This window comes from Paracoccus sp. UBA889 (assembly GCA_002294185.1).
In the GTDB taxonomy this organism is placed as follows: Bacteria; Pseudomonadota; Alphaproteobacteria; order Rhodobacterales; family Rhodobacteraceae; genus Paracoccus.
In genome coordinates this window covers 1087-1565 of record DBFD01000057.1, presented here as the reverse complement: position 1 = coordinate 1565, position 479 = coordinate 1087, and the positions used below count along the sequence as shown (strand labels likewise).

Genomic DNA, 479 nt, shown 5'->3' with positions numbered 1-479 from the left:
GCAAAAGGCCCGCCCTTTCCGGGGCGGGCCTTTCATGTTGGCTTGCTGCGCGGGCGCGCAGTTGCGCGATCACTCGATGATCTTGGAGACCACGCCGGCGCCGACGGTGCGGCCGCCTTCGCGGATCGCGAAGCGCAGCTTTTCCTCCATCGCGATCGGCGCGATCAGCTCGACCTCGAACTTCAGGTTGTCGCCCGGCATCACCATCTCGGTGCCCTCGGGCAGCTTCACCGTGCCCGTCACATCCGTCGTGCGGAAATAGAATTGCGGCCGGTAATTGGCGAAGAACGGCGTGTGCCGGCCGCCCTCTTCCTTGGTCAGGATATAGGCCTCGGCCTCGAACCGGGTATGCGGCTTGACCGAACCCGGCTTGCACAGAACCTGGCCGCGCTCGACCCCGTCACGGTCGATGCCGCGCAGCAGCGCGCCGATATTGTCGCCCGCCTCGCCCCGGTCCAGCAGCTTGCGGAACATCTCGA

The 479-nt window shown here is 66.2% G+C and carries 1 pseudogene; it reads right to left on the bottom strand.

Annotation, left to right across the window (positions count from 1 at the left end):
• Positions 1–69: 69 nt before the first annotated feature.
• Positions 70–479, bottom strand: a pseudogene (gene tuf, locus B4L36_RS11775) (elongation factor Tu); the annotation flags it as partial.